Origin of the sequence: Pseudoflavonifractor sp. HCP28S3_F10, assembly GCF_052065415.1 — a bacterium.
Classification (GTDB): Bacteria; Bacillota; Clostridia; order Oscillospirales; family Oscillospiraceae; genus Pseudoflavonifractor_A.
The window spans coordinates 19,352-38,058 of the sequence record NZ_JBQHUB010000019.1; the positions used below are offsets into that span (position 1 = coordinate 19,352).

Here is an 18,707-nt window from a genome sequence, read left to right on the forward strand (position 1 = left end):
CCATCTCAAAGCATAAGCGTACAGCCGCTCCATATCCATTTTGTTGTACGCTGAAAAGGGTGTGAGCTGCCCTAATAGGGCAGCTCACAGCTGAAGGTTTAATAACCTGTCTTAGGCAGGGTGGGGGTATTGCCGAGCTTACGGATAATTGTCACCCAGTTGGCCTGAGCGGTCTGCCAGGTACCCTGGTATTTGCCGCCCACATCGGCACGGTTGACCATCTGATAGCCGTTGACGGCGGTGCCGTTCACCATCACACTCAAGGTAGGGCCGGTCACAGACTGGAAGCCAACCGGCACGGTGCCGAAGTCAAAGTAGATGTCCGTCACCACCTCGCCTGCCTGCATGGGGATGGCGTTGAGTGCAAAGGAGTAGTTGTTGCTGGTCAGCAGGTTGGATGCCAGCACCTGGTAGTTGGCGGAATAGTTGGTCTTATACAGAATCCGATAGTTGAGACGGGCGCTGTAAGTGCCTGTGGTAAGGACGGTGGCCCGGGCCACATCGGTGGGGATCCGGTCATGCCAGAAGAAGTTTTCCAGAGGCACATTGGAGGTATTGGCAACCGTGATATTATAGCGCATCTGGCTGCCGGCCAGCACCTCAGCATTGCCCCGCTTGGTAATGGAAACGCCCAGGGAGGCAGGCTTATCGTAGGCGGACAGCTTGATGATCTGCCCGGCATACTCCAGCGTCACATCATGAACGGTGGAATCCACCTGCCAGTACGCGGGTGCTGTGACCTCCCGGATCTGATAGCGGGTCAGGGGCAGGGGCTTACTGGCAGCGACGCCCCGAGCGTCTGTGGTGATGTAGTCTACCACCTTGCCGGACCGGGCGTTGATGATCTCATAGACGGCGCCCTGCAGCGGCGTACCAGGCGCCGTTCCGGTGACCGTGTTGTACTCTGCAGCATACTTGTAAATCTGGATCTGGCCGGTCACAGCAGTATTTTCCCATACGATCTCCACGGTCTTGCCGGGCTTCACATTGACGGTCTTATACTCCTTGTCCAGAATATAGCCGTCCGCAGCCTCCAGCTCCCGCAGATAAAAACGGCCGCTGAGTCCGCCGGGAATATCGTCGATGTAGATGTATCCCTCATCGTCCGTGGTGTATTCCCCGATGGGCTTTTTATTGCTGTCATACAGGACGAACTTGACACCGTAGATGCCCTCCTCAGTCCGGCTGTCGATCTTGTGGATGATAATGCCGCTGAGCTTTCGGTTGGTCACAGTGATTGGCGGACAGACGCCGTCTTTTACGGTGAAGTAATGCGGTGTGCTGTCCAGTCTGAACTCTTTGTTGGCCACCACCTCGACTGCGTAATAGCTGCCATCTTCCAAGGTGACGAATACTCTGCCGTTGGAGTCGGTAGTCACGGTGTCCACCAGAGCGTCATCGCCAACCCTGCGGATCTCAAAAGTGGTATTGGGGATTCGCTCATCACGGTCTGCCTCATTGACTTTGATGATCTCCGCTCCGCCCACAGGCTGGTTGTAGAAATAGAGGCTCTGCATGTCCTCCGGGTTTACGACAACAGTCTGCGTCCGGGTATTCTCGTCAATGGTGTACCCCGGGATACTGGATACCTCGGTGACGACCAGCGTACCTGTGACACCTTTGAGAATGATCTGTCCGTTCTCATCCGTGTAATAGAGGCCGTTGCTGCTGATCTTCCCATCTTCGTCGGGTACGAACTCACCCGTCGCGGTGGTGATCTTGAAGGTCACGCCCTCAAGCGGTGTTTTCCGGTCCTGAGAACTGAGCTTGTTGATGATCAAAGCACCCTGGCGCTTGTTCCAGAAGGTCAGATTCTGTACCTCGCCGGCCTTGATCAGAATGTCCTGGGGCGTGCCGTCCAGTACGAACCCGTCCACTGTTTTGATTTCACGGGCGATGACGGTGGTGCCGGGTTCCAATCCGGTGAGGACGATCTCGCCCGCCTTGTCGGTATAATAGACGCCGTCATCCGGTCCCACAGCGGCGCCGCTGCCATCTGTCACCTTGAAACAGACCCCGGCCAGCGGTTCATTCTCGGTCCCTGAGATATACTTATGGATGATGAGGGTAGAGCTGGGCTCGTTGTCGAAGGTCAGGCTGTTGGGGACCCCGCTTTTCACCACAATGGTTTGGGGCATCGTATCCTTGATGTACCCGGTCGGGGCCTTGTCCTCCGACACGATGACGGTGGAATTGGGCTGGAGCCCGGTGACGGTCACAGTGCCGTCAGACCCGGTGATATAGTGGCCGTTGTTGGGGCCAATCGGCGTCCCGGTGCTGTCATTCACGATAAATTCCGCATTGGCGAGCAATTTTTTCGTGACGGCGTCCCGCTTCAAAATGGTAAGGTTGCAGAGGGGCTTGTCATAAAAGACAAGCTGGGAAGCCTCACCTGCCTGAACGGTGATGGTCTGGGGGGTGCTGTCCAGTGCGTAGCCCTCCGGAGCCCGGATTTCCTTTGCCACGACGGTGGTGCCGGCAGGCAGCTTGGGGAGCTGGATGGAGCCGGATTTATCCGTGGTGAACTCACCGTTGGAAGTACCGATGAAGGTTCCCTTATCGTCGGTCACCAGGAAAGTGGCGCCCTCCAACGGCGTTTTATTGGCGTCATCCGCCAGCTTTTTGATCAAAACGGAGCCGTAGGGCAGGTTCCCGAACCGCAGCGTCACAACGTCCTGTTCCTTGCCGGTCAGCAGGGCTGTCTGCGGCGCTGTGTCAATGGAGTAATAGGGACTTGACTTGGTCTCCTCGACGACATAGGTGCCAGCTTTGCAGCCGGTGATCACGATGGTTCCATTTTCTGATGTGGTGTAGGTGCCGATCACCGTGCCGCCGGTGCCGGAGGTGCCGCCCAGGTATCGCACGGTGAATTCGGCGCCCTGGAGCGCGGCCCCCGTCTTTTCGTCGTACTTGAAAATGACCAATGCGCTGAGAGGACGGTTCTCCCAGATCTTGACCGCGTTTTCATTGCCGGCGAGGTAGAACTCCTGGGTCGGCTCATCCGCAGGTGCGAAGCCCACTGCCGGAGCTTCCTCCGTCACCTTGTACCAGCCACGGTCGAGCGCGTCGCCCGTCAGAATGATCTCGCCGTTTTCATCGGTATAGTATGTGCCGAGGTCGTTCAGCTCACCGGTGGTGGTATTGTCGGATGCCCACCAGATACGGAATTTGGTGTTGGGAATAGGGTCCTTGGTGATCTCACATCGCTTGATGATTTTCAACGAAGGCTTGACCGCGTTGAAGAACGTCACGGTCCTGGTCTCACCGGGACCCAGTGCGATCTCCTGGGGGATGTCACAGAGGATCACATCGGAGGGCACATTGATTTCCGTGATTTTATAGCTGCCCACGGGGATAGAATCCAGGAAGATGCGGCCCTTGCTGTCCGTGGTGGCCGTTGTGCTGTAGCTGCCGTCGATCTGCTCGATTTTGTAGGTCACATGAGCGATGGGGTCTCCATTGGCGATATTTTTCTTGAGGATCTCCAAGCCAGGCTTCTGATAGTTGGTAAAACTGGCCTCCACTGTTCCGGCTCCGGCCAGCAGAGCGATGTCCTGATGGGTGCCGGTCTTGATGTAAGGCTCCTCGACCGACTGCTCGGTGATCCGGTAGACGCCCGGCTGGAGGTCCTGGAGGACCTTCTCTCCATCTACGGTAACGGTGGTGGAGTAGTTGCCGGTCAGGGATTCCACCAGGAAGGTGGCCTTGACCTTCGCATAGGTCTGCGCGTCGGATTTCGTGATTTTCAGGCTGGGCAGTGCATGATTCTCTGCTGTTACAGTGTACTGCTTATCTCCATCCGTAGTGTCTACATATACACTGATGGGCGTGTGGTCACAGCAGAACCCGTCGGGGGCGTCCGTTTCCACGAAGCTCCACAGGCCTTTGGTGACATCGTTGACCTCAATGATGCCCTGGCTGTTCGTCACATCACTGCCGACGATCTGACCGTCACGGTAAATCAGGAACCTGGCCCCCGCAAGGCCGCGGGTAGTACCAGCCTCAACCTTTTTCAATGTAATATCAGCATCGCCGGCAGGGGGCTCTTCAGGAGTACCTGCCTCAGCCGGAGTTACCACCAGTTTACGGGGAGCGTAGTAGTTGAAGAAAGACTGCCGGCCCTGCACGCTGGATCTGGCATAGACCGCCCACTTCGCACTGTCATCTTCCACAACAGTGGCCACTTTGCCCTGGGCGGCGTATTCTTCGATCTGCTTCTGGAATGCGGCATCTTCATTCGCCTTCTGGCCCAGCATCCAGTCGATATAACCGAGGTAGGTCTCATAGGTGTCGGCGTTCGCGAAGCCGCCGGCGTCAATGTCGCCATCACCGCCACCTTTGTAAGTCTGATTGTCCCAGATGTACGTCTGGAGCGCCATGAAGAGACTGCCCGGGATCTCACCCTTGTAGTCTACAATGTAGGTCATCATCCACTTGGCATTCTCCAGCTGCTGGGCGTCCAGCTCACCGAGGCCGCTCAGTGCAAGGGCGTTTTTCAGCACTTCATCCGCGTCCGCGCCGGTGGCAGAGGTATAGGTATAGCTGTTGAGGAACGACTCTGTCCCCCAGCGATACCCATAGCCGCGGTCGCAGCAATAGAGCATTTTCCCGGCTGCCATGGGAGGCCGGTAGCTGTACGGGGTCCCATCTGTCAGCAGGCGGGTGGTCCAGTAATTACTGTTGGTGGTCGCTTTGATACCAGTTCCTGTACTGGTTGCGGCGAACGCTGTTGTAGGAAGCAGCGTCAGGACCGTCACCAGCACCAGAAGAACTGATAACAAACGATTCTTGATGTGTTTCATGTCAACACTCCTTTCCGGTCATAACAAAGAGACAGCTTGAGCGAATCAAGCTGTCTCCTTCAAAAATATGGGGTTCCGTTTTCAGGGGCAGGTCTGTCTGCCCCCAGGATCTTATGCCGCCGGCGCATCCACGCTTGTCACAGTGTAGCCGCTGCGGAGGAAAAGCTGCACACAGTACCAGCACTCAAGGCCGTTGCTGTCTACGCCCTTTGCGATGCCGACGCCAATGCTGCCGTACCGGCTGTCCGTCATGTTCTTCGCGTGGCTCGCGGAGTTAGACCATAGCTCCACGACCGTTTCAGCCAGTCCCTGGTTCTGCTGCTTGAGATACAGCAGAGGGATCTGATGGATATTCTCGGCCACATACGGGCAGTCAGTCACCGTTGTATAGTTCCTGCCGTCAGGCCTTGTATGGGAATATACACCGGCTGCCGCCATCTCCTCCGCGCGGACCTGCGCAGCCTCCATCAGCTTCTCATTGCCCGTGAGGGAGGAGGCCCCCTTTTCTTTGCGAAGCGCATTGGTCAGGTCAACGATTTCCTGCTTCACCGCATCCATGTCGATGTCCGCTTCCTCTGCCGGCCGCTCCTCCTTGGGGGAGGATTCTTCAAGCGCCGGGCCAACACCGGTGTAGGGATTTTGACTCTCCACCTGAACGGTACCCGTCTTGGTATTCCAAAAGACATTAAAGCCTACCGCTTCACCGATGTCCCTGAGCTTGCAGTAATTATTCCCGTTGATGTTATAGGCTTCGATCTCTACCTCCTTCCCATCGACAAAAATCCTGTGGTTGCTCTGTTCCGCCGTGAGTCCTGCTGCGTAGGCTGCGGTGCCTCCGAACAGGATCATTCCTACAAGGATACCGGCGATAAAGTACAAACTGCGTTTCATGGTATCACGCTCCCTTCCTATACAGCGTGGTCGTCACGCTTGCCGTCATGCGGCGGCTGTCTTCATCAAAGGTACACTGCTCAAATTCATAGATGCCCAGCCGCTCCAGTTCGTTTGCCATTTCCACAGGAAGGTCAACGGTAATGTCCATGCGGATCTTAACACTGTCATCCTTTTTCCTGCGGTCGAATTGCTGTATCATTGCTGAAACCTTCCTTTCCATTCGATTTTCCCGTTGGGGTATTTTGAGCATAATACAGGAAAGCGAACGCTGTCAAAGGATTATTTGAATTCCCTACGGCGCCAAAAGTTTTGCCGCCTTTAATTCTGCCAAAACCGTTGCGCCGCAATGGATTCAAGGATTGACTTCCACGGCCTGGACACAAACTCTTTTGCTGGGCTGATTGGCAAGGCAGGTAGTCAATGTGATCCTGTTATCGGCAGTTGCCTGCAGATAGGACCAGTCTGTATTGGAGATGGTGCCGACAAACGAAACGTGGTATGTTCTGGTGCCGTAGATTGTGGTATAGGTGATGGTATCGCCGATCTCCAGGTCCTTGATGGAGCCGATCACATATTTTGCGCCCCGGTTGTGGCCGCAGACGCCCACATTTCCATCCCAGGCAGAGGTGGAGCTGTAATGGCCAAGGCCCTTTGCCATGCTGGCGGTCGTTTCGCCCTCCCAGACTTTCATGGAAATATCCAGAGTCGGGATTTTCACGGTCCCGATACTGCCGTCCTTGCGTTCCATGCCATCGGCGCTGGTGTACGCAGGTGTCTGATACTGAATGCCGCCGGACACGACCGGCAGGGAAGGTACATACAGTCCATCGCCAACAAGGCCATATCCGCCTTGCACCGAGGTGCTGACACTTGCCTGCAGACTAGGGAGCAGGATCTTCTCCATCACGCCTGTCTGCGTCGTGCTCATGGTGCCATAAGGAAGCTCGGGCACCTGATAGTCCACCAGGTTCTTGCCGCCGTAATTGTACTGGGAGCCATGCACCTCTTCATAGGAGGTAGACGGACAATACTCCGGGGTCCCGTCAGTCTCAAAGCTATAATCCGCCGCGCTGGCACTAACAGAAAGCGAAAGCAAGGAGACCGCCGTCAATGCCATGCACAAAAAGCAACGCATTCGCTTCATTCTTTTTCATCCTCCTCATATTCAGCATCTTCCGGCTGGACAGAATCTGAGCGAAGCTGGTTGACCTCCCTGCGGGAACGCAGGAGGAGTGCCGCCAGGATAGCGACGGCCAGTAGGGCACCTCCGCCCAACACAAAAGGCCAGCCTGCCATAACGGTTCTCATCACACCGCCGGCATCGTTACCAGCAGCAGCCTCCTCACCCAGATAGAGCACCTGGTAGGTGATACTCTCCAGACCTTCCCGGGAGATCTCACCCACATACTCAGCAGTGGTGACATAACCGTCCGCTGCCTTGTAATAGGCTTTTCCGGTATAAGTCGCAACCGCCTGGAAAGACGAAGGTGCAAGCACCTCGCCCACAAGGTCGGTGCCGGTGACCTGCCAATCCACATTTGCCAGGTTCAGCGTGACGCCGTTTTTAACCGCGGTGGCCGGAACATAGGACATGTCGTTCCGATCAAGCTGGCCGATGGTCTTCGTCTCCGATACTGTGTAGCTTTTTGTAGAATAACCGGTCGCCTCTGTATGGAGGTTGGTGTGATCCAGGGCCAGGGTCCCGGAATACTTGCCGTCCGCATACTCCATGGTAGGAGCCAGCTGTTCCAGAATCATTGCGAGATCGTCTTTCGCGGTTTCTACGGTTACAGTTTCCGTGTGGTATTTGCTGTCATCGGCGAAGTTCTCGACTTTTGTGATGTCCGCAAAGCTATAAAGGCACCCCTCCAACTCAAAGGGCTCCTCAATCAGCTCCTGGGGGTCGGTGCCAGGAGCGACGGTAAAGGTCTTGATAACCTGCTGACTCCCGTTGAGGTTCTGCACGACAGTATCCGTCGGCACCTCCAGGGCGAAGGCATTGACCGAAAGGGCCAGTGCCAGCGCCAAACACATCATCACTTTTTTCATTTTACCTGTGTCCTCCATTTCCATAAAAATCCCGCGCAGGCAAAGGCCAGCGCGGCTGCCAGGTTGATGCACAGAATTTGTTTCATCCGGTTTCCTCCTTGATTTTGAATTCTACTGCATACTCCGGGTGTTCCCGGAGGTCTGCCAGTATTCTGATGGACTGCTCCAGCGCCTGCATGGTGTCACGCTTCTGCCGTTTAATAAAGGCGTGAAGGAGCATAACTTCCCCGCTGTCCTGAATCGTAAAAATCACACGCACAAGCACTTTTCCTTTTTCACGCAGTTCATACATGCTGCGATAGCGTTCAATGGAAAAGTGCTTGTAGTGTGGTTCTTTCAATCCAGAGCGGGGGACCTGCGGGAGTTTGACAATATGGAGAAGCAACTTCTCCCGCAGCTTGGGGTCAAGGCTGTCAATAAAGGCCGGGACGGGGGGCATCTGACCCGGTGGCTGATAGGTTTTAACACCTCTCATGAGTTCACCTCCTAACCGCATTCGCAAAGTCTCTTCAGGTTTTGCAGAAAGCCATCGGCAAAGACCTCTGTCAGTTCGGGATTACCGCTGATCCACCAGATGGGGTCAGGCAGCTGACGCCCGATCCCATCGTACTGAAGGCATATCAGCAAGAACCTCTTTTTGACCGTTGCGCCTTCCGCAGCTTCGAGCAGGCGATGCAAAACAGTTGTGACATCTTCATAGTCCTGGTAGAAGTCACACATATCGTCAAATAGCAGTCCTGCATACACGCAGCAAAGCACCGCCATTGACTCCCAATCCGGCTTTCCACGCTCTTGAAGCAGCCCCATCCGCCGCAGCCGCTCTGCCGCACCATCATCAAATGGACTGCTGGGGCGCCGGGTATCAATCATCCTTTCCATGGGAACACCTCCTTGAAAATGGGCAAAATAAAATGCCTGACGCCTGTGAAAGGCGCCAAGCATTCTATACCGTATGGGGTTTTATTCCGCATCTTCATGATGCTATTTGCAGCAGCTTAACAGACACGCTCCCGCAAGAATTCCAGAAACAGTTCCTCAAGCTCTTTTTCAGACCCCAGCTTATCCAAATATGGGGCAAACTTTTTACGATCAAATGTGATTTTCCTGGGAGGGGCCTTCCTGTGTTGTTCCGCCGCTGCCCGTGCCTCACGCCACGAAGCGTAAATCTTCTGCCTCTGTGCAGATGGGGGAGGGCAGTCATGAACAATTCGCTGCATCGTAGCTTTATTTAGTGCGTAACCCTCAATGGTACACATCTCCACGAATGCCTGCTGTGAATCAGCATCATAATCTGCAATCATTTCGGCACAGCTGAGAGATAGTTTACGAGGACTGCCCTCCAGAATATCAGCCAGCTGGGGGATCAATTCGGCAAGCTTGATTGCTTTCCGAATCTCATACTCCGTAACACCAAAGAACTCTGCAACAATCTCTCTGGTCAGGAACTTCTGGCGATTTTCGCCAGAAGTCGCCATGTCCGTTCTTGCTCCCTGCCGCTTCTTTGCATCCAGCATTGCCTTGTATGCCTTTCCGCGTTCTATGATTGTGAGATCCTGCCGCCGAAGCAAATTGGTCGCTGTTGCAATAATAATGGCCCTTGCGTCGTCTGCATTGACAATTTCAGCCGAAATGGTAGTATTCCCAGTCAATCGCCACGCCGCTGTACGGTTATGACCGGCAAGTATCTCATACGAATCGCTGCCGGCAATACGGCGGACAATGATGCGCTCAAGCAATCCTTCCTCGGCAAGTTGCTTGGAAAAAGCCACCAATTTATCTTTTGGATAGGGGTGAAAACCGATGTCAGCTGTGAAGAAAGGCCGCAGTTTGTCTACCGGTAAATCACGAATCATTGGAGAGGATGCCGGTACAGGCTCGAACAGCTTCTCATAAACCTCGTTTCCAACTTGTAATTCCGACGCCTGCTGGGTTGCTGCCATGCGGCGTTTAAGCATAGCGTTCATATCCGGTTTAGGCAAGACGCAGCACCTCCTGGGCGAGGCTCCGATACGAATCGGCGGCAGCATTGCTCGGTGCGTAGTCGAAGATGCTCTTGCCAGCGGCAGGACATTCGGCCACCTTGATGGAATACTCAATCGGACGCTCAAATACATGGAAGTCGTCTCCGTAAACGGCTCCCACACTCTCACGAACGCTGCGGCACAACTGCGGCCGAGATTGATACATGGTCAGGAGGATGCCGGCAATTCGGAGCTTGGAATTGAATTTCTGCTGTACTGCTTTGACCATCTCCAGTACATCAGGGATACCTTCACTGGCCAGAAAATGAGATTGGACCGGGATAATACAGTAATCTGACGCAGAAAGCGCGTTGACAGTCAAAAGTTCATGTTTCAACCCGCAATCAATTATGATATAATCATACTGTCCTTTTAGTGGCTCAAGCACAGTATTCATTACTTCTTCGCTGGAACGTTCTGCTTCTCCTACGGCGTTATACTGGGAAAGCTGCATCACCTGAAGTCGCGCTGCAGCATCAGCAAGGCGCTTATTGGCGGCGATCAGATCCATACCGCACTCAGTGTGCAATACTGCCCGCTGAAGATGAACGGAAAAATCTTCCGGATAGTCGATGGCCGCCAGCACAAGGTTTGCCAATGTTCGCTTTTGTTCAGCAGGCGTGAAACCCAACGCGGCAGTGAGGTTGCCTTGGGGATCGTTGTCGATCAAAAGGACTTTTTTTCCGGCTGCGTGCAAAGCCGCCCCCAGATTCAGTGCCGTGGTTGTTTTGCCGACGCCGCCTTTGGAATTTGTAACAGCGATGATCTTGTTTTCACTCATAACTGGCCCTCCTCAATAGATCAATATGTTTTTCAGACTTTCTTTGAATACGGTGGAAGTCCGGGCCTGCGATGAAGTCTAACAGACTGCTTTTGGGAATGTAATGTATTCCGGATATTTGAAAACCTTTCAATCCAGATTCTTTACGCCAGCGATAAACTGTTTTCTTCTGATAGCCCAGCAATTCTACAACATCCTGAACACACAGGACATCCGGGAAGTTGATCCACTCCGCTTGCGCCAGCCTACGCATTCTGGCACCTACTGATCGCTTGTATACTCGAAAGCCTCCATATGTCTGAACCTTGTGTAGTCTGTATTTCTCCGGGTTTTTCTCCCGCTCACGCATGAAATTCACAACGTCTTCGCGTGCAATTAAATACCGTTTCGTTTGTCTATGTGTATCTATGGCCGGAATAAGCCCGCTTTTAATCAGCCTTAGAGCGGTTGCCTTGCTGATATGGCAAGCCTTGTAAAACTGTTCTTTGCTGAGATATGCCGATTGCTTCGATGACACTGTTTTCATCATCAGACCCTCACGCGCAATCGCCTGCTGGCATAGTCCTCACTCAATATGTAGTCAATGATGGAGGATTTGAATATCCAGTAGTTGGGCTTGATGAACGTATGCTTGACCTTGTTTTCCTGAACAAGGCGTCTGGCGAAACAATCGCCAATGCCACCCAGCATCTTTCTAAAAGTAAAAAGGTCAACTACATCTGGGTATCTAGCGAATTTTCTTTCGTAGTATTTTCGAGTTTTGTTCACGATGGAACCTCCTGTAAACTGTTGAAGTCTTGTCATTGGCAGGAGGCTCTATACCATGTAGTTCTGTCCAAAATTTTCAAGTTCTCTCTGGCCTGGGGCGTTGTCGTTTTTTGCTGTGAGTTCTGGCTAAGGTTCTCCCCTGAACCATCTAAAAAGCGAAAATTGGAATAATTTAACAATGCTTGCCGTTTGGGCAAAAATCCAGCAGTCATGCGGGTTTGCGGGTACGGACGACTGCGGTGGAGTGCGGTGGAAAGTGTCATTAGAGCGACTCAAAATCAGTTGTCCTTTGGGCGTGCGGGTTCAAGTCCCGCCACCGGCACCACGTCGGAGCAAGCTTTATATCGCTTGCTCCGACTTTTTTACAAAAGTCAGAGCGCGCTCATGCCGCTGCTCCTCCTTTCCAAATTGCAACCGCTCCGCTGGGTTGCAATTTGGTTTCGGGTGCTCCACTGGAAACGACAGCATCTATACCGTTTCGATGTTACAGCTCAGAAATTCCCACCACCGTTCCGTTTCCGCCTTGCGGCGAAAACTGCACTCTGGTGGGAATTTCTTCGCTTTCGGCCCGGATTCGCTTCGCTGGATTCCGGGCCGAGAAAGACGGGGATACGAGTTATAGCCCGCATCTTTTTTGTCAACACTAGACAGCTCGTCGCAAGCGTCATATCGCTTGCGACGAGTTTTTTATGCTTCGCATTAAAAACTCATCTCGCGCTCATTCTGCTGCTCCTCGCTTCCGAACCGAACCCGCTACGCTGGGCTTCGGTTCGGTTTTGGGTACAGACCTGAAAGTCTGTGCCTCAAAAGTGTTCGCTCTTTCCAGCTCATTGCAAGCGTCATATCGCTTGCGACGAGTTTTTTATGCTTCGCATTAAAAACTCATCTCGCGCTCATTCTGCTGCTCCTCGCTTCCGAACCGAACCCGCTGCGCTGGGCTTCGGTTCGGTTTTGGGTACAGACCTGAAAGTCTGTGCCTCGAAAGTGTTCGCCGTATAAAAAAGCGGCGGCTCCAAACGGAGGCCGCCGCCGTGAATGTGAGGATCCGCTTTGGATCACTTGTCCCCGGAGAGGGGCAGATACGGGGTGATGGCCCCGGCGAAGGCCGACAGGGGCATCGTCTGCAAAACCACCCGGCCCGGGCCTGTCACCACGGTATTAAACAGGCCCTCGCCGCCGAACAGCACGTTTTTTACGCCCTTCACGCTCTGAATGTCGATGGAGCAGGTTGGGTCCACCATGGCCAGGTTTCCGGTATCCACCACGATCTTCTGGTCTGCCGAAAGCTGGTACTCGACCGCATAGCCGTCGATCTCCAGGAAGGCAGTTCCATGGCCGGAGAGCTTCTGCATGATGAAGCCCTCTCCGCCGAAGAACCCGGCTCCCAGCTTCTTCTGGAAAAACACGGAGAGCTCCACGCCCTCCGTGGCCGCCAGGAAGGCACTCTTCTGGGCGATCACCGGCCGGTCCGGGGTGATCTCCACCGCCCGGACGCTGCCGGGAAAACTGGAGGCGAAGGCGATCATACCGGGACCGCCTTTTGCGGTATAGCGGTTCTGAAAAATGGACTCGCCGGAGAACATCCGGCCGAAAGCCCTGCCCAGGCCGCCCGCCGTGGTGGCCATCTCCATATTGGGGCTCATCCAGGCCATGGAACCCTTCTCTGTGATCATGGTCTCGCCGCTGTTCAGCGTGCAGATCACCACCGGTGTCATGTCCCCCTTGATCTGGTATTCCATATTTCATCTCTCCCTTCCGTTTGGGCCGACAGACCTGTTTTACAATATCCCTATAGGCGCCGCAGGATGCATCTCCTGCGGCAGTCTTTTTTGACCGTCTCCTCCGCGGGACGCAGGGCTTCCCACGTTCCACGGTGCTGCGGCGGGTATCACGCCTGGGGCGGTGCGTCGTGGGTATAGGTCAGGATCCGGATCTGATCGCCCACGTCGCGGGTGACGATATCCTGCATCTTTTTGGCGAAGGGGCAGGGATAACCAATGGGGGTACCCTTCTGGATGCAGGAGGCGAAGGCGATGGTGTCCGCGCCGCGCTTGATCAGAGTTCTGGCCCGGAGCACAGCCTTCTTCCCCGGGCAGCCGCCGCAGTTGCAGAAGCCGATGATCTCGATGGGCTCCTCCTCCGGCACCTGGCTGAAAACCCCCTTCCGCTCCCGTACCGAAATGAAATCCGTCGTACCGGGACAGTAATCCTCGGTCTGCATGCAGCGAATGATTCCTACTTTCATTTTCTTCACCTTTTCTGTCTGGTTTTGTTGATGTACTGTGTGCCGCCGGCAGCGGCCGGAATATCCGCAGGTCCCCGGTCAGCCCTCTCCCTCCGGAACATAGCCGGTGAGGGCCTCCGAGATAAAATGCTCGCCGTAGAGCATATCATAGACCAGCGCGCGGTAGATGGACACGGTCTCTTCGCTCTCCTCTGTGGGAGCGTCATGGGCCTGCCCGGCCCCATCCACGAAAAGCCGTTCCCGGTAGAGCTTCACATCCTCTCCGGCCCGCTCCACCCAGGTGAACCACAGGGGCTTCCACAGTCCGGCCCAGTCCAGCAGGCGTTCCGCCATGTGGGTGACGCTGACCTCGGCGTCCACCTCAAGCTCCGCGCCGTAATTGTTCCACACCAGGAAATCGGTCTGGTGCATTTTCCGCAGCTCCTCCGCGTCCCAGTCCCCGGTATCGGAAGAGCTGGCATAGCCCAGGCGGGAGTAGACCGTATCCCCGGCGTCCAGGCAGAGCCCGGGCATATGGTCCCCGAAAAACACCAGGAGCACCGGCTCTCCACAGTCCGCAAAATAGTCTGTCAGACGGCCCAGCGCCGCGTCGGCGTCATGGATGCCGTGGATCAGGGCGTCCAGCACCCCCAGATCCTCCCCCTCCAGGGCATCGCAGGTATAATCCACACCGGAGGGCCCGGTGAACTTGTCCCCATAGTAGGGCTGGTGGTTCTCCATGGACAGCCCGTAGAGGAAGATGGGCTCCTCTCCCTTATCCTTGAAGCGGGCGATAAGCTCCTCGGCCAGGGTCATATCGGACAGGTAGCCCCCGCTGTACTCCGGCTCCACCGTAAAGTCTTTTCCGTACACCGTCTCGTCAAAGCCGATGGCGGGCATGGTGAAGGCCCGGCCGTACAGGCTGTCATTGTAAGAGTGGACCAGCACCGAACGGTAGCCCTGCCCCTCCAGGGTCTTTACCAGGGAGGGCATCCGGCTGTAAGCCGACTGGTCGGCCAGACTGGTCAGGCTCTCCGACGCGCCGGGGAAGGCCGATGGAATGCCGGTGAAAAGCTCCATCTCCACGTTCCCGGTGCCCCCGGCATAGGCCGACGACAGGAATCGTCCCCCGGCACACTCCTCCGTCAGACGGCGGAAATTGGGGATGGGGTCCTCGTGGAAGGTCACGCCGGGCAGCCGGGTCACGTCAAAAAAGCTCTCCGAGGCAATGAGGACGATGTTGGGCCGTTCCCCGCCGGCGGCCTGTCCGGCCGCGGCCTCCTCCAGCTCCCGGAGGATGCGGTTCATGTTGTTCTCGCTGTAGGCGTCGGGCTCCTCCATGGCGCTCTCCCGCAGGGCGCTGAACATGCCCGCCAGCAGGCCCAGCCGCTCATTCCGGCTCCCCTGGCTCTCGTTTTCCTTTCCCTCCAGCAGCGCGGAGGAGGCCGGGAGCCACGCTGTGTTGCACAGCAGGGACACCGAGAGCCCGCAGGCCAGCAGCCTCCGGGGCCAGGTCTCCCGCCGCTCTCCCCTGGACCAAAGGAAGCTGACCAGCAGCAGCCCTCCCGCCAGCCAGAGTCCCTGCCAGGTGGCAGCGCCCAGATCCATACCCGGCCGCAAAAATCCGGCGATCTCTCCCGCACGCCCCGCCATGGCCAGGTCGCTGGCCAGGATGGGCACGCCGTTCACCGCCTCCTTGAGATGGTTGGCCGCCGCGAAAAGCACCGTGGGGACCGTGATGGCCAGCGCCGCCGCAAAAAAACGGCCCGTCAGGGCCAGGACCGCCGACTGCGCGAAGAAAAGCAGCCCATAGGTCAGAAACAGGGCCCCGGTGTGGCTGTCCATCCACTCCAGCGCCTCCGCCCCGCTCTGCTGCGTGATGAGCTGACACAGCCACACCACAAACAGCGGCGCGGCGCAGATCAGGGTGTTCCGCACCCAGGGCAGCCGCCTCCACCTTCCCCGCCAAAGGGTTTGCATTCGTTCTATCGTCACTGGGAATCCTCCCATCCCGGTCGTAATTCGACTTTTTTATTGTATGGCCGGAGAGGGGGAATTGTCAACCTTCTTCGCAGTCCGGTTATTTCCGGCTGCGGAACATCCGGTTCAGGGGTTGTAAAATTGCAGATTTTGTACTATTATGTAGGGTACGATTTTCTGTTATAAATAGGTGGGGCCTCTTTGCCCCGCCGCGATACCACAAGGAGACCTGGTATATGAGCCTTCGCATCGGCATTGATATCGGCTCCACCACCGTCAAGGTGGTGGTGCTGGACGAGCAGAACAAGCTGCTGTTCCGCTCCTACGAGCGGCATTATTCCAAGACCCGGGAGCGGGCCTGCGAGACCCTCCACTCCATCGAGGACCGCTTCCGCGGCCAGAACGTGAAAATGGTCATCACCGGCTCAGCCGGACTGGGCGTGGCCAAGGCCGCCGGGGTAGACTTCGTGCAGGAGGTCTACGCCACCGCCGCCGCCGTGCGGGAGTACTACCCCGACACCGACGCCGTCATCGAGCTGGGCGGCGAGGACGCCAAGATCATCTTCTTCGGCGGCGCCCTGGAGGAGCGGATGAACGGCTCCTGCGCCGGCGGCACCGGCGCCTTCATCGACCAGATGGCCACCCTGATGAACGTCACGGTCAACGAGCTGGACAATCTCTCCCTCAAGCATGAGAAGATCTACCCCATCGCCTCCCGCTGCGGCGTGTTCGCCAAGAGCGACATCCAGCCCATCCTGAACCAGGGCGGCCGGAAGGAGGATGTGGCGGCCTCCATCTTCCAGGCCGTGGTGGACCAGACCGTGGCCGGCCTGACCCAGGGCCGGGAGCTCAAGGGCAAGATCGTGTTCCTGGGCGGCCCCCTCCACTTCCTCATGGGCCTGCGGGAGCGCTTTGTGGAGACCCTGAAGCTGGACGAAGAACACGCCGTGTTCCCCCAGGACGGCGACTGCTTCGCCGGCATCGGCGCCGCCCTGTGCGCCGCCGACTATCAGGAGCGCTCCTTTGAGGACTGCCTGAAGCTGCTGGAGGACAGCGTGGACGTAAAGACCGCGGTGGACACCATGCCCGCCCTGTTCGCAAGCCAGGAGGAGTATGACGCCTTCCTGGCCCGGCACAACGCCAACCATCCCCCCCAGGTGGACGCCGCGTCCTACTCCGGCCCGGCCTGGTTGGGCATTGACGCCGGCTCCACCACCACCAAGATGGCCCTCATCACCGCCGACGGCGGCCTGCTCTATACTTACTATCACTCCAATATGGGCAACCCCGTGGCCATCGTGCTGGAGCAGCTCAGGGAGATCTACAGGCTCTGCGGCGACCGCATTCAGATCAAAGGCGCCGCCGTTACCGGCTACGGCGAGGACCTCATTAAAAACGCCTTCTCCTGTGACCTGGGTCTGGTGGAGACCGTGGCCCACTACAACGCCGCCGCCCACTTCAACCCCGATGTGGACTTCATCATCGACATCGGCGGCCAGGACATGAAGTGCTTCAAGATCCGCAACGGCGCGGTGGACTCCATCATGCTCAACGAGGCCTGCTCCTCCGGCTGCGGCTCTTTCATCGAGACCTTTGCCAAGGCCCTGGGGTACGACATTGCCTCCTTCTCCAGGCTGGGACTCTTCTCCCCCCACCCTGTGAACCTGGGCTCCCGGTGCACGGTGTTCATGAACTCCAGCGTCAAGCAGGCCCAGAAGGACGGCGCCAGCGTGGAGGATATCTCCGCCGGCCTCTCCATCTCCATCGTGAAGAACGCGGTGTACAAGGTCATCCGGGCCGCCAGCGCCGACGACCTGGGCCGCCACATCGTGGTCCAGGGCGGCACCTTCCTCAACGACGCGGTGCTCCGGGCCTTCGAGCAGGAGCTGGGCCGGAATGTGACCCGGCCTACCATCGCCGGGCTCATGGGCGCCTTCGGCGCGGCCCTGGCCGCCCGGGACCTGGGGCTGGAGCATTCCGCCCTGCTGGACGCGGCGGCGCTGGAGACCTTCACCCACTCGGCCAGGCCGGCTACCTGCGGCCTGTGCACCAACCACTGCTCCCTCACCGTCAACCAGTTCGACGGCGGGCGGAAATTCATCTCGGGCAACCGCTGCTCCCGCCCTCTGGGCAAGGAGCGGGCCGAGCTCCCCGACCTGATGAAGTTCAAGTACAACAAGCTGCGCTCCATGCACGGCGAGGGGGAGGGCGACGGCTCCCGGGGCCGCATCGGCATCCCCTTCGGCCTGAACATGTATGAGAACCTGCCCTTCTGGTTCACCTTCTTCACCAGGCTCAACTTCGAGGTGGTGCTCTCCCCCGAGTCCTCCCGCAAGCTCTACCTGAAGGGCCAGCGCACCATCCCGTCAGACACGGTGTGCTACCCCGCCAAGCTCCTCCACGGCCATGTGGAGGCCCTGGTGGAGGAGGGGGTGGACGCCATCTGGTATCCCTGCATGTCCTACAACAACGACGAGGGCATCGGCGACAACCACTACAACTGCCCGGTGGTGGCCTACTACCCCGAGCTGCTGGCCGCCAACGTGCCCTCTCTGAAAAAGACCCGCTTCCTGGATCCCTATGTGGGGCTGTGGCGGCACAGGGACTTTGCCAAACGCATCTGTGCCCTGATGGAACAGGAATTTGATATTCCCAAACGGGAGACCCGCCAGGCCGTGGACGCGGCCTACCGGGCCTATGAGTCCTATGTGAACACGGTACGGGAGACCGGGCAGGAATACATCCGGTATGCCCGGGCCCACGACATGCCCATCATCGTCATGTGCGGCCGCCCCTATCACATCGACCCGGAGATCAACCACGGCATCAACGACCTGGTGACCTCCTTTGGTTTCGTGCTGGTCACCGAGGACGCCCTCTCCGATCTGGAGGGCTACGCCCCCCGGCACGTACTCAACCAGTGGACCTTCCAGAGCCGGATGTACAACGCCGCCCGCTACGTCTGCACCCAGGAGGACATGCAGGCCATCCAGCTGGTGTCCTTCGGCTGCGGCACCGACGCCATCACCACCGACGAGATGCGGGACATCCTGGAGGAGGGCGGCAAGCTCTACACCCAGCTCAAGATCGACGATATCAGCAATCTGGGCGCGGTGAAGATCCGGGTCCGCTCCCTGATGGCCGCCATCGAGGCCCGCAAAAAGCGGAACTGATCCCATTTCCGTACC

15 protein-coding genes are annotated in these 18,707 nt (G+C 57.0%); 1 reads left to right on the forward strand and 14 read right to left on the reverse strand.

The features are described from left to right. Positions 1-98 precede the first annotated feature (98 nt). The 14 genes from ACTNBZ_RS09210 to ACTNBZ_RS09275 all read right to left on the reverse strand — a co-directional run bounded on the left by ACTNBZ_RS09210 (position 99) and on the right by ACTNBZ_RS09275 (position 15,534). Positions 99-4,802 (reverse strand): SpaA isopeptide-forming pilin-related protein, encoded by a 4,704-nt coding sequence (locus tag ACTNBZ_RS09210; protein WP_441209369.1) that lies wholly within the window; start codon positions 4,800-4,802, stop codon positions 99-101. Positions 4,803-4,913: 111 nt separating this feature from the next. Then, positions 4,914-5,693, reverse strand: coding sequence for a CAP domain-containing protein (locus tag ACTNBZ_RS09215; protein WP_441209370.1), 780 nt, complete (start codon positions 5,691-5,693; stop codon positions 4,914-4,916). A gap of 4 nt (positions 5,694-5,697) precedes the next feature. Continuing rightward, positions 5,698-5,895, reverse strand: coding sequence for a hypothetical protein (locus ACTNBZ_RS09220; RefSeq protein ID WP_441209371.1), 198 nt, complete (start codon positions 5,893-5,895; stop codon positions 5,698-5,700). 153 nt (positions 5,896-6,048) lie between these two features. Continuing rightward, positions 6,049-6,840 carry a sortase gene (locus tag ACTNBZ_RS09225; protein WP_441209372.1) on the reverse strand — a complete coding sequence of 264 codons (792 nt, stop codon included), beginning with the start codon at positions 6,838-6,840 and terminating at the stop codon, positions 6,049-6,051. Further along, the gene (locus ACTNBZ_RS09230) at positions 6,837-7,745 is read right to left on the reverse strand and encodes a hypothetical protein (protein ID WP_441209373.1); all 909 of its coding nucleotides are present in this window, start codon (positions 7,743-7,745) and stop codon (positions 6,837-6,839) included. Before ACTNBZ_RS09230 ends, ACTNBZ_RS09225 begins: the two co-directional genes overlap by 4 nt. An 82-nt stretch (positions 7,746-7,827) precedes the next feature. Continuing rightward, positions 7,828-8,220: a type II toxin-antitoxin system RelE/ParE family toxin gene (locus ACTNBZ_RS09235; protein ID WP_441209374.1), complete on the reverse strand. Its 393-nt coding sequence runs from the start codon at positions 8,218-8,220 to the stop codon at positions 7,828-7,830. 11 nt (positions 8,221-8,231) lie between these two features. After that, positions 8,232-8,624 carry a hypothetical protein gene (locus tag ACTNBZ_RS09240; RefSeq protein WP_441209375.1) on the reverse strand — a complete coding sequence of 131 codons (393 nt, stop codon included), beginning with the start codon at positions 8,622-8,624 and terminating at the stop codon, positions 8,232-8,234. 116 nt (positions 8,625-8,740) lie between these two features. After that, positions 8,741-9,724, reverse strand: coding sequence for a ParB/RepB/Spo0J family partition protein (locus tag ACTNBZ_RS09245; RefSeq protein WP_441209376.1), 984 nt, complete (start codon positions 9,722-9,724; stop codon positions 8,741-8,743). Further along, entirely contained in the window at positions 9,717-10,547 is an 831-nt protein-coding gene (locus ACTNBZ_RS09250) for a ParA family protein (RefSeq protein WP_441209377.1), read from the reverse strand. The genes ACTNBZ_RS09245 and ACTNBZ_RS09250 overlap by 8 nt, the downstream gene beginning before the upstream one ends. Further along, entirely contained in the window at positions 10,540-11,076 is a 537-nt protein-coding gene (locus ACTNBZ_RS09255; protein WP_441209378.1) for a helix-turn-helix domain-containing protein, read from the reverse strand. Before ACTNBZ_RS09255 ends, ACTNBZ_RS09250 begins: the two co-directional genes overlap by 8 nt. Next, the gene (locus tag ACTNBZ_RS09260; protein ID WP_441209379.1) at positions 11,076-11,315 is read right to left on the reverse strand and encodes a DNA-binding protein; all 240 of its coding nucleotides are present in this window, start codon (positions 11,313-11,315) and stop codon (positions 11,076-11,078) included. Before ACTNBZ_RS09260 ends, ACTNBZ_RS09255 begins: the two co-directional genes overlap by 1 nt. Positions 11,316-12,370: 1,055 nt before the next feature. After that, complete coding sequence (locus ACTNBZ_RS09265) at positions 12,371-13,054, reverse strand: TIGR00266 family protein (protein ID WP_441209380.1); 684 nt, start codon at positions 13,052-13,054, stop codon at positions 12,371-12,373. A gap of 149 nt (positions 13,055-13,203) precedes the next feature. Then, positions 13,204-13,560 (reverse strand): CGGC domain-containing protein, encoded by a 357-nt coding sequence (locus ACTNBZ_RS09270; protein ID WP_441209381.1) that lies wholly within the window; start codon positions 13,558-13,560, stop codon positions 13,204-13,206. A 78-nt stretch (positions 13,561-13,638) separates the two neighbouring features. After that, positions 13,639-15,534 carry an LTA synthase family protein gene (locus ACTNBZ_RS09275; protein ID WP_441209382.1) on the reverse strand — a complete coding sequence of 632 codons (1,896 nt, stop codon included), beginning with the start codon at positions 15,532-15,534 and terminating at the stop codon, positions 13,639-13,641. A 221-nt stretch (positions 15,535-15,755) separates the two neighbouring features. Here ACTNBZ_RS09275 and ACTNBZ_RS09280 point away from each other — a divergent pair, with 221 nt between their 5' ends. After that, the gene (locus ACTNBZ_RS09280) at positions 15,756-18,692 is read left to right on the forward strand and encodes an acyl-CoA dehydratase activase-related protein (protein WP_441209383.1); all 2,937 of its coding nucleotides are present in this window, start codon (positions 15,756-15,758) and stop codon (positions 18,690-18,692) included. The last annotated feature ends 15 nt before the right edge of the window (positions 18,693-18,707 follow it).

Excerpts from the sequence above, each read along its gene's own strand:
- ACTNBZ_RS09210 (WP_441209369.1), bottom strand. The coding sequence starts at position 4,802 with ATGAAACACATCAAGAATCGTTTGTTATCAGTTCTTCTGGTGCTGGTG.
- ACTNBZ_RS09215 (WP_441209370.1), bottom strand. The coding sequence starts at position 5,693 with ATGAAACGCAGTTTGTACTTTATCGCCGGTATCCTTGTAGGAATGATC.
- ACTNBZ_RS09220 (WP_441209371.1), bottom strand. The coding sequence starts at position 5,895 with ATGATACAGCAATTCGACCGCAGGAAAAAGGATGACAGTGTTAAGATC.
- ACTNBZ_RS09225 (WP_441209372.1), bottom strand. The coding sequence starts at position 6,840 with ATGAAGCGAATGCGTTGCTTTTTGTGCATGGCATTGACGGCGGTCTCC.
- ACTNBZ_RS09230 (WP_441209373.1), bottom strand. The coding sequence starts at position 7,745 with ATGAAAAAAGTGATGATGTGTTTGGCGCTGGCACTGGCCCTTTCGGTC.
- ACTNBZ_RS09235 (WP_441209374.1), bottom strand. The coding sequence starts at position 8,220 with ATGAGAGGTGTTAAAACCTATCAGCCACCGGGTCAGATGCCCCCCGTC.
- ACTNBZ_RS09240 (WP_441209375.1), bottom strand. The coding sequence starts at position 8,624 with ATGGAAAGGATGATTGATACCCGGCGCCCCAGCAGTCCATTTGATGAT.
- ACTNBZ_RS09250 (WP_441209377.1), bottom strand. The coding sequence starts at position 10,547 with ATGAGTGAAAACAAGATCATCGCTGTTACAAATTCCAAAGGCGGCGTC.
- ACTNBZ_RS09255 (WP_441209378.1), bottom strand. The coding sequence starts at position 11,076 with ATGATGAAAACAGTGTCATCGAAGCAATCGGCATATCTCAGCAAAGAA.
- ACTNBZ_RS09265 (WP_441209380.1), bottom strand. The coding sequence starts at position 13,054 with ATGGAATACCAGATCAAGGGGGACATGACACCGGTGGTGATCTGCACG.
- ACTNBZ_RS09270 (WP_441209381.1), bottom strand. The coding sequence starts at position 13,560 with ATGAAAGTAGGAATCATTCGCTGCATGCAGACCGAGGATTACTGTCCC.
- ACTNBZ_RS09280 (WP_441209383.1), top strand. The coding sequence starts at position 15,756 with ATGAGCCTTCGCATCGGCATTGATATCGGCTCCACCACCGTCAAGGTG.